The sequence below is a fragment of the Rheinheimera sp. genome (assembly GCF_020217005.1).
Taxonomy (GTDB): domain Bacteria; phylum Pseudomonadota; class Gammaproteobacteria; order Enterobacterales; family Alteromonadaceae; genus Pararheinheimera.
The window spans coordinates 1-10,000 of sequence record NZ_JAIWOI010000070.1; the positions used below are offsets into that span (position 1 = coordinate 1).

Consider the following 10,000-nt stretch of genomic DNA (forward strand, 5'->3'; position numbering starts at 1 on the left):
TTATTTCCCACAAAGTCTGGCGGTTGAACTGGCGCAAAAAGCTGGTTTTGTTTTAGAGGCCAGCAGCGAAATTAATGCCAATCCCAAAGATACAGCCGATCATCCGGGTGGTGTCTGGACTTTACCTCCGACTCTGTCACAAAAAGAGCAGGATAAAGATAAGTACCTGGCCATAGGCGAAAGCGATCGTATGACACTGAAATTCCGCAAACCAGCAGCCAAATAGGCTGCTGTTTGTTTTATTGATTGACCTTTTTTGAATAGATTTTTTTGGACTGATTAGGGCGAAACTGACGATGAAAGTATTAGTAATAGGTGGTGGCGGTCGTGAACATGCTCTGGCATGGAAAGCAGCACAATCGGCTCATGTGACACAAGTCTTTGTTGCTCCAGGCAACGCAGGTACTGCGCTGGAAGCCAATCTGACCAATGTGGCTATTGCAGCAGACGATGTGCCTGCCCTCACCGCTTTTGCCAAAAGCGAAGGCATAGCTTTGACTATAGTGGGGCCTGAGGCACCACTGGCCAAAGGTGTGGTGGATACCTTCCGTCAGCAAGGCCTGGCTATTTTTGGCCCAACACAGGCTTCAGCTCAGTTAGAAAGCTCCAAAGCCTTTGCCAAAGACTTTTTAGCCCGCCATAAAATTCCAACTGCAGCTTACGCCAACTTTACAGAGATTGAACCAGCGAAAGCTTATGTCAAAGCTCAGGGCACTCCTATTGTCATCAAAGCCGACGGTTTAGCTGCAGGCAAAGGCGTGATTATCGCCCAGACTGAAGCTGAAGCTTTTGCTGCTATTGACGATATGCTCGCTGGCAACAAATTTGGCTCTGCCGGCAGCCGTGTCGTGATTGAAGAGTTTTTAACAGGCGAAGAAGCCTCTTTTATTGTGATGGTTGACGGCAGCCACGCTTTAGCTTTTGCATCCTCTCAGGACCACAAAGCCCGTGATGATGGCGACAAAGGTCCAAACACTGGTGGTATGGGTGCTTATTCGCCAGCACCAGTAGTGACGCCGGCAGTTCACGATTGGGTGATGCAAAATGTGATTTACCCAACAGTAAAGGGTATGGCCTCTGAAGGTCATGTCTATACCGGATTCCTGTACGCGGGTTTAATGGTTGCCCCTGATGGCACTTGTAAAGTGCTGGAATTTAACTGCCGTTTTGGTGACCCTGAAACTCAGCCTATTATGATGCGTTTACAGTCCGACTTAGTCGAGCTGTGTCAGGCCGCTGTGGAAGGTAAACTAGCTCAGCAACAGATTAAATTTGATAGCCGCGCCGCTGTAGGTGTAGTGCTGGCTGCTGGCGGTTATCCGGATGATTACCGTAAGGGGGATCTGATCTCTGGTTTACCAACAGAGGACAGCCGCGAAGCCAAAGTGTTCCACGCTGGCACAGTGCTAAAAGATGGCCAGGTGCTGACGGCAGGCGGCCGCGTGCTTTGCGCCACAGCTCTAGGTGAGAACGTAACAGCTGCGCAAAAAGCGGCTTATGAGCTGACAGATAAAGTGCAGTGGGACGGGGTGTTTAGTCGCAGAGATATAGGCTATCGTGCCATAGCTCGCGAAAAGAATTAAAGGTATACCTTTAATTCTAAGGCGCCTTTATGGCGCCTTTTTATTCGCTGCCATCCATGGCGCTCCCCATTAGGGCCATCCTCGCTGCGCTCCAATGTTAAAAATTGCTCCGGGCAATTTTTTATTCGCTGCCATCCATGGCGCTCCCCATCAGGGCCATCGTCGCTGCGCTCCAATGTTAAAAATTGCTCCGGGCAATTTTTTATTTAACCGCTATTCACAGCAATTTCATACGAAATTCAACGCTTTGCCCTTGTAGATTTCTCTGACTGCCTTAGGCTATACGCATCTGTTTTTATGCACCCGAATTAAAGGATTCTTTTAATGAAACTCTCTGTATTTACCTTACTGGTGCTCGCCACTGGTTCATTTGGTGTTTGTGCTGCATGTCAGACTGAAACTACTATTGCAGCAATTCAGGGCGAAACCAAACAAAGCCCGCTGTTAAATAACAGAGTGTCTACATCAGGTGTAGTCACAGCAGTGATTTATCCGGACAGTAAGGCGGCTGGTGTTTTGCTGCAAAGCCTGACACCAGACAACAATTCGAATACCAGCGAGGCTGTTTTTATCGCAGATCAAGACTTAGCTAAGACAGCCAAAGCTGGCCAGCAACTACAGGTGACAGGCAAGGTGACAGAGCTGAGCGGTATGACAGCTTTAGTGGATGTAAAAGCTTATGTCTGCGGTCAACAAGAGGCGCCAAAACCTATTGCAGCTTCATTACCTGTCCAATCGAGGCAAGCCTGGGAAGCACTGGAAGGTCAGTATTTATCCTTCGCTCAGTCCTTGATTGTGAACGACAGTTTTGGTCTGTCCAGATACGGTGAACTGTTAGTGGCCGATAAAAGACTCTGGGTCGCTACTGAATTACACAGACCAGGCAAAGCAGCGACAGCTTTTGAACAGCAGCAGCGTTTGGGTGAACTGACGCTGGACGACGGTATTTTTAAACAAAATCCACAACCTGTGATATTTCCTGCTGGCAACTTATCCGCCAGCAATACAGTGCGGGTGGGTGATACAGTAAAAAATCTGCAGGGTTATCTGATTGAAACTAAACAAGGCTACCGCTTAGTCGCAGCTCAGGTTCCTGATTTTGTATCCAGCAATGCCAGAAGCCAAGAGCCTAAAGCTAAAGCGGCAGACCAAATCCGGGTCGCTAGTTTTAATGTGCTGAACTTTTTCACCGGCGAAACTGCAGCCAATCCTTTCCCTACACGCCGCGGCGCCACAGATGCCAACGAGTTACAGCGCCAGCAAGCCAAAATGATAGCGGCATTATCCCGTATGGATGCAGACGTAATAGGTTTACTGGAGGTGGAAAATAATGGTTTTGACAAGCGCAGTGCTTTAGCCACTATAGTACGTGAGCTGAATAAAGCCTTAGGTGATAACCGTTATGCCTTCGTAAAACCAGAGGCTTCGCAAGGCAATGACGCCATTAAAGTGGCCATTATTTATAACCAACAAAAACTGGCGGAAGCAGGTAAAGCAGCAGTGACAGCCGAAGGGCCATTTGCCTATGGTTCACGTGCACCTTTGGCTCAGACCTTTAAAGCCAAAACAGCTTCAACTGCCTTTACCGTCAGCATCAATCACTTTAAATCTAAAGGCAGCTGCCCGGAACCTCAGTCAGGCATTGTTGATAAAGCCAATAGTGATAATAAAGATGGTCAGGGCTGCTGGAATCAGTCCAGGGTGGACGCAGCAAAAGCTTTAACAGCCTGGCTGCAGACCCAACCTACAGGTGCCACTACTGCACATCAACTGGTGATTGGCGATTTAAATGCCTACCGTCAGGAAGACCCGGTTTATACATTGGAGCAAGCGGGTTGGGTCCACCTGGCCCCCGCTGGCGAAACAGGCCATTATTCCTATGTGTACAAAGGCCGCACCGGATCATTAGATCATGCGCTTGCCAGCAAAAGCATGGCGAAACAGCTGACTCAATTCCAGCACTGGAATATCAATGCCGATGAGCCAGCCGTACTGGATTACAACACTGAGTTTAAATCGAAAGCCCAACAACAAAGCTTGTATGCACCGGACCCATTCCGCTCGTCTGATCATGATCCTGTATTGATCGACTTTAAGTTTTAGAGGTTAAGGGGCGCAGCGGAAAGCTCTGCCCCTGTTTTTCATGCCTTACAAACAAAAGCCAGCTGACTGCGCTGTCTATTCAGCGCAAAACGGCTGACTTCAGTACCGCAGTTTTTAGATAGATCCAGCCACAGAGTCCAGCCTTGTTTGGCAGTGACTTGCCACTGGTAAATTTTCGTCCCAGCAGACACCAGTAAAGTATCTTCAGACCACCAGACAAAATCCTGCCCTCCTGCCGGCAATGCCAATGTTGTCTGAGTTGGGGTTTTGGTTTTTACATCATACAAACTCAAATACAACTGGCCCTGTTTCACTTCTGTGTAATAAGCTTTTTGACTACCGGGTTGCCAACTTAAAGCACGGCCTACATTGGTCGCCAGAGTCGTCAGCTTGCCTGCTTTGTCCAGATAACGCACCGTGTGGTTATCTTCTTTGTCGCCGAGAATAAACAACAACAAATCCTGATCGGGTCCCCAGGCATGGTAACCTACCGCCTTAGGCTCCACTTTCAGCACACTCGTCTGACCTTGTGCATCCACTTTCCATAGACGCTGTGTTTGGTCTGCTTCCACCACTACCACTGAGACGCCAGAACCATCAGGCAACAAGGTTGGCGAATATTCGCTTAAGGCAGTATTAGTCAGCGCCTGTTGCTTTCTATCAGCAATATCATAGCGAGCTATATCGGTTTGCACCGCCAGGTCTTTGCCCTGCTCCAGGGTAAAAAACAAGCTTTTGCTATCCTGACTAAAAGCGGGTTGGTTCACGTAAGTTGGAGTTTCATTAATTTTTATTGCATTAGTAACAGATAAATCATTATTTAAATCAGCCAAATACAAATTGTATTGTGGCAAGGCTGCTGCGACTGGCAAAGCCATCACAGTCAAAGCAAGTGAAAGTAATCGCACGTGATAATCCTTGTGTGTTGGTGAGCAACAGCTTCACTACTGTGCTTGCAGTGATCTTACTTTATCCTTTATGGTAGTCAGCTGACAATCAATAGAATCTGACTTTATATGTCTCACAAGAACCCTATCATTGCGGTCACAGGCTCTTCCGGTGCTGGCACTACCACCAGTATGAGCGCGTTTTCGCATATATTTCGCAGCCTTGGTATAGACGCAGGTTTTGTCGCAGGAGATTGTTTTCACAAATACAGCAGACCAGAAATGGATTTGGAGATCAGGAAAGCGAAGGAACATGGCAAACACATCAGCTACTTTGGTGCTGAAGCCAATGACTTTGCTGCATTGGAAGCATTGTTTTCCAGCTATGCCGAAACCGGAACAGGCAAAGTCCGGCAGTATCTGCATACCTTTGATGAAGCCGTGCCTTATAACCAGTTGCCTGGCACTTTTACCCCCTGGCAGGATTTAAGACCCAACACAGATTTGTTATTTTACGAAGGCCTGCATGGCGGTGTAGTGACTGAGCATAACAACGTAGCGCAGCATGTGGATCTGCTCATTGGTATGGTCCCCATAGTCAACCTGGAGTGGATCCAGAAAATCATCCGTGACACTTCAGAGCGGGGCCACAGCCGGGAAGCTGTGATGTCAAGCATAGTACGCAGTATGGATGATTATGTTAATCAAATCACACCGCAGTTTTCCCGCACTCATATTAACTTTCAGCGGGTGCCAACAGTGGACACCTCTAACCCTTTTAGTGCTAAAGACATTCCGTCATTCGATGAAAGTTTTGTAGTGATCCGGTTTCGTGGTATTAAACATGTCGACTTCCCCTATTACCTGCAAATGATCAACGGCTCTTTTATGTCGCGGGTCAATACGCTGGTGGTACCGGGAGGGAAAATGAATTTAGCGATGGAGCTGATATTAACTCCGTTGGTAGAACAACTGATTATTAAGCGTCGGCAGGCCAGAGGACAAATTAACTGGTTAGAATAAAAATGGGGTCAGATCACATTATTTGTTGGGCAAATAATGTGATCTGACCCCATTTTTAAAAGTTACCCCATTTCCGGTAAATTGCGGCCGTAGAAAATTTCCCGCATTTCACGTTTCACTTTTTTATTGATGATTTTACGTTGTGCATCATCCAACTCATCGACGCCGGTGCCAAACAGGTAGTTGTTCAGATCATACTCTTTGAGCATCATTTTGGTATGGAACAGATTTTCCTGATACACATTCACATCCACCATCTGGAAAGCATTTTTAGTTTGCTCGTCCATAAAGTTCTGAATCGAATGAATAGGGTGGTCAATGTAGTGCTTGACGCCATTCACGTCACGGGTAAAACCACGCACCCGATAATCTATAGTGACTATGTCTGACTCAAAGCTGTGGATCAGAAAGTTCAGAGCCTTCAAGGGGGAAATTAAACCACAAGTTGAAACTTCAATATCAGCACGGAAAGTACAGATGCCATCCTGCGGATGCACTTCAGGGTAGGTATGGACACAGATATGACTTTTATCCAGATGAGCCACTACAGAATCCGGCAAAGGCCCCGGATTTTCCGAGTTGTCCGGTGAACCTTCTATCGGCTCTTCGCAGACCAGAATAGTTACGCTGGCGCCTTGTGGGTCATAATCCTGTCGGGCAATATTTAAAATATTAGCACCTATAATGTCCACCACTTCACTCAGAATATCGGTCAGGCGATCGGCATTGTATTGCTCGTCTATATAGGAGATATACTCCTGACGATGCTGCTCAGTTTGAGCATAACAAATATCGTAAATGCTGAAACTCAGGCTTTTGGTCAGGTTATTAAAACCATGCAGTCTTAGTTTTTCAAAAGGTTTAACCACGTATTCTTACCTCTCTGTCCAAAATATACCCAAAGTAATTGGAGTTGCAGGGAGGCGACAAGTGCGCGAGACCCCGGCAGCATAGTTTACCTATGTGACTGGGGCTAGAGCACGCAGTCAACAAAGCTGCAGCTTCAAGTACGAAGGGTATACTGATGCAATCCTTATTCAGCTGTTGGCAGTAATTCGGATTGTTTCACACTAAACGAATGTGTCACTTCGACACTTTGTGACAACATAATAGACACTGAACAGTACTTCTCTGCAGACAAATTCACTGCTTTTTCCACATGTTTTTCACTGACATCAAAGCCAGTGACCACAAAGTGCAAATGAATTTTACTGAATACACGAGGAATAGTTTCGACCCGTTCGCCAGTTAAAATCACTTCGCAGTCCGTGACTTGTTGTCTGGCTTTTTGCAAAATACTGACCACGTCAACCGAAGAGCAGGCACCGGCAGCCATTAACACCATTTCCATCGGACTTGGTGCAGCACTACCTTCTTTATGAGCATCAAACACCACATTGTGGCCGCTGTCAGAACGACCGATAAAGGTTTGGTCACCGGCCCATTTTACGCTGGCTTGCATAGGAGTTCCTGTTGTCCGTATCAAAGAGTTGCTATTTTACGGAAAACAGTCAGATGAGGCTAGCTAAGATTAATCCATCAAAGCTGCAATAGCATTATCAAACAAGTTTTTTATTAACAGTGATATTTCCTGGATCAGTTCAGTTTGTTGAGCTGTGGCAGGTTCTTCTAATACAGACGCCAGCACTTCCTGGAAATCATACAAAATACCGTCCACCTCACGCACTATCATGCTGCGATGATTCATTTCCAACTCGGTGTGCTGAGTACAAAGTTGAATGATTTGTTCAGCGATGGACTCCTCCAGCACCTCACCCAGAGTTTTAGCTCCGGCTACTACTGGACCACGTTGTTCGAACAACGACAAATGCTCAGTCAGAAACTGGATCAGATGCTCATAACCGGGTTTATCAGTTACCATACTAAAAGGACACCTTTAGTGCACAACACTGAAAATCATCTCTATCTGAGCATGGCACAAAGCTCAGATCATTTGTTGTTAAGTGAGTGTCATTTAAGCAAATTTTTTTTCATAAAACAAATCGGGGCATAGCCCCGACAGAAATAAAACTTAAAAAATCTTTTGTGACACTCAGAAAGTTAAACCTGGTGACAACTGCTCCGGCAGCTGTAGCTGTTCCAGTTCCACAGAGGCGACAGGATATGCACAATAATCTGCTGCATAATAAGCGCTGGCTCTATGATTACCACTACCGCCTATCCCACCAAATGGCGCCGCAGAGCTGGCTCCGGTAATGGGTCTGTTCCAGTTCACTATGCCAGCCCGTATTTTGCGGAAGAACAGCTGATATAATGCTTCGTCGTCCGAGAGTAGGCCAGCAGACAAACCAAAACTAGTGGCATTAGCCGCTTGAATGGCATCACTGAATTCAGTAAAACGAAAAACTTTTAGCAGCGGACCAAAATGTTCTTCATCCGGCATATCATTTATCACGCTGCAATCCAGAATACCGGGGCTTAACATAGCCGGGCTTTGGGCGTGTTGTTGCATAAGCAACAGCGCTTTGGCTCCGCGCTCTACTAAATCCTGCTGAGCTTTGAGCATACCCAGAGCAGCTTTTTCCGAGATTAAAGTGCCCATAAAAGGCTGGTCGACATCATCATACAAACCTACTTTCAATGCTTTCGTTACTTCAAGTAAACGGCTGAGTATCGCATCACCTTCATGACCAGCAGGCAAATACAAGCGTCTGGCGCAGGTGCAGCGCTGACCTGCGGAAATAAAAGCAGACTGAATAATGTCGTGCACAGCGGCATCTATGTTTTTTACACTCTGAACGATTAAAGGGTTATTCCCCCCCATTTCCAGCGCCAGAATTTTATGCGGCTGACCGGCAAACTGCTGATGTAAATAATGTCCGGTGCCAGAGCTGCCGGTAAAAAACAAACCATCAATGCCGGGATGACTAGCAATGGCTTTACCTGTATCTATTTCGCCTTGCAGCAAATTCAACACTCCGGCAGGTAAACCGGCTTTTTGCCACAGTTGCACTGTTAGTTCAGCTACTTTAGGCGTCAACTCGCTTGGTTTAAACACCACTGTATTACCAGCCAATAAAGCCGGTACTATATGACCATTGGGTAAGTGCCCTGGAAAGTTGTAAGGACCAAACACAGCCACCACCCCATGAGGTTTATGGCGGATCCAGGCCTTGCCTTGAGGCATAGGGTTTTCTTTCTGCCCCGTTCTTTCCTGATAGGCACGGGCTGAAATGTCAATTTTTCCAATCATAGCGGCCACTTCAGTGCGGGTTTCCCACAGAGGTTTACCTGTTTCTTCCGCGATGCATAAAGCCAGTTGCTCTTTGTGTTCAGTCAATTGAGCGGCAAAAGCACGGGCTATATCCAAACGGGCATCAAAACTCAATTCACTCCAAGATTCAAATGCGGCTCTGGCCGCTTCAATAGCGCTATTCACCTGAATGGCATCGGCACTCTGCCCTTGCCAAATCACCAGCTGCTTTGCCGGATTTAATGAGCTGAATAACTGGCCTGCACCCTGATGCCATTGACCATTAATAAATTGCACTGCTGCTGTTGTCATGTTACCAATCCGCTAAAAATTAAATTCGGGCTACGCGAACCCAATCGCCATTTGAGACCTGCAGTAAGCTTGCACATTCAGCAGGCAATATCAGCTGGTCGCTGTTCTCATCCGGTTGCAGGTAAAGCCAGGTGGCTCTGAAGTCTTCCAGCTTCGTATTGGCAATCATATAAGGCTGACCACCACTGACTGCGCCAATCCTGACTTGTAATCTGCGGCTGCCACGCACACTGCGGATATGCTCCACTTTGGCTTCAACCGTAGGGCCAGCATCAAAAATGTCGACATAACCTGTATTGGAAAAACCTTCAGACTGCAGTAAAGCTAAGGCCGGGCGGGTTTTTTCATGAACTTTACCGATAACTGCCTGTGCTTCTTTACTTAATAAGCTGACGTAAATAGGGTATTTCGGCATCAATTCGGCTATAAATACTTTTTGGCCTATACCAGTCAGATAGTCTGCTGTAGGGAAATCCACAGAAAAGAAGCTGTCCTGTAACCATTTCCAGAATGGTGAATGGCCATCTTCATCCGACACTCCTCGCATTTCTGCAATCACCCTGTCAGCAAAACGTGAACGGAATTCAGCGATAAATAAAAAGCGGAATTTTGACAACAAACGACCATTATTTTGTTTGCGGCAAGATTCGCGTAAAAACAAAGTGCAAAGCTCTGACACCCCGGTGTAGTCATTACACAGCGTCAAAATATCTACAGGGTTGTACACCCCTAAAGCGCGTGAGGTATGAACCACCTTACCCAAATGGTAGTGATAAAATGCGTCTTCGAGACCTACAGCGGCCTCTATGGCACTGGTACCTACTACAGCTCCGGTTTCGGCATCCTCTAAAACAAACAGATAACCTTCATCACCAGGC

Annotated in this window: 9 protein-coding genes and 1 pseudogene; 4 read left to right on the top strand and 6 right to left on the bottom strand. The window is 46.7% G+C overall.

The window, feature by feature from the left end:
• The 3 genes and pseudogenes from LDL40_RS03480 to LDL40_RS03490 all read left to right on the top strand — a co-directional run.
• Window positions 1-226 (top strand): annotated as a pseudogene (locus LDL40_RS03480) (methyltransferase); the annotation flags it as partial.
• A 70-nt stretch (window positions 227-296) separates the two neighbouring features.
• Window positions 297-1,583 carry a phosphoribosylamine--glycine ligase gene (purD, locus tag LDL40_RS03485; protein WP_300993724.1) on the top strand — a complete coding sequence of 429 codons (1,287 nt, stop codon included), beginning with the start codon at window positions 297-299 and terminating at the stop codon, window positions 1,581-1,583.
• 324 nt (window positions 1,584-1,907) lie between these two features.
• Complete coding sequence (locus LDL40_RS03490; RefSeq protein ID WP_300993725.1) at window positions 1,908-3,686, top strand: ExeM/NucH family extracellular endonuclease; 1,779 nt, start codon at window positions 1,908-1,910, stop codon at window positions 3,684-3,686.
• A 38-nt stretch (window positions 3,687-3,724) separates the two neighbouring features.
• On the opposite strand, the gene LDL40_RS03495 is transcribed toward LDL40_RS03490, so the two are convergent.
• Window positions 3,725-4,594, bottom strand: a complete 870-nt coding sequence (locus tag LDL40_RS03495) for a hypothetical protein (RefSeq protein ID WP_300993727.1) — start codon at window positions 4,592-4,594, stop codon at window positions 3,725-3,727.
• Between the two features lie 108 nt (window positions 4,595-4,702).
• Between LDL40_RS03495 and LDL40_RS03500 the strand changes: the two genes are divergently transcribed.
• On the top strand, window positions 4,703-5,596 hold the full coding sequence (locus LDL40_RS03500) for a phosphoribulokinase (protein WP_300993728.1): 894 nt from the start codon (window positions 4,703-4,705) through the stop codon (window positions 5,594-5,596).
• A gap of 62 nt (window positions 5,597-5,658) precedes the next feature.
• On the opposite strand, the gene speD is transcribed toward LDL40_RS03500, so the two are convergent.
• The 5 genes from speD to astA form a co-directional block, all read right to left on the bottom strand.
• Window positions 5,659-6,465, bottom strand: coding sequence for an adenosylmethionine decarboxylase (gene speD / locus LDL40_RS03505; protein WP_300993729.1), 807 nt, complete (start codon window positions 6,463-6,465; stop codon window positions 5,659-5,661).
• Window positions 6,466-6,629: 164 nt separating this feature from the next.
• Window positions 6,630-7,058: an OsmC family protein gene (locus LDL40_RS03510; RefSeq protein WP_300993731.1), complete on the bottom strand. Its 429-nt coding sequence runs from the start codon at window positions 7,056-7,058 to the stop codon at window positions 6,630-6,632.
• 69 nt (window positions 7,059-7,127) lie between these two features.
• Window positions 7,128-7,478: a DUF3802 family protein gene (locus LDL40_RS03515; protein WP_127025640.1), complete on the bottom strand. Its 351-nt coding sequence runs from the start codon at window positions 7,476-7,478 to the stop codon at window positions 7,128-7,130.
• Between the two features lie 171 nt (window positions 7,479-7,649).
• A complete protein-coding gene (astD, locus tag LDL40_RS03520; protein ID WP_300993732.1) occupies window positions 7,650-9,122 on the bottom strand; it encodes a succinylglutamate-semialdehyde dehydrogenase in 1,473 nt (490 codons plus the stop codon).
• 19 nt (window positions 9,123-9,141) lie between these two features.
• The coding region (gene astA, locus LDL40_RS03525) for an arginine N-succinyltransferase (protein WP_300993733.1) at window positions 9,142-10,000 on the bottom strand (859 nt) is incomplete at its 5' end.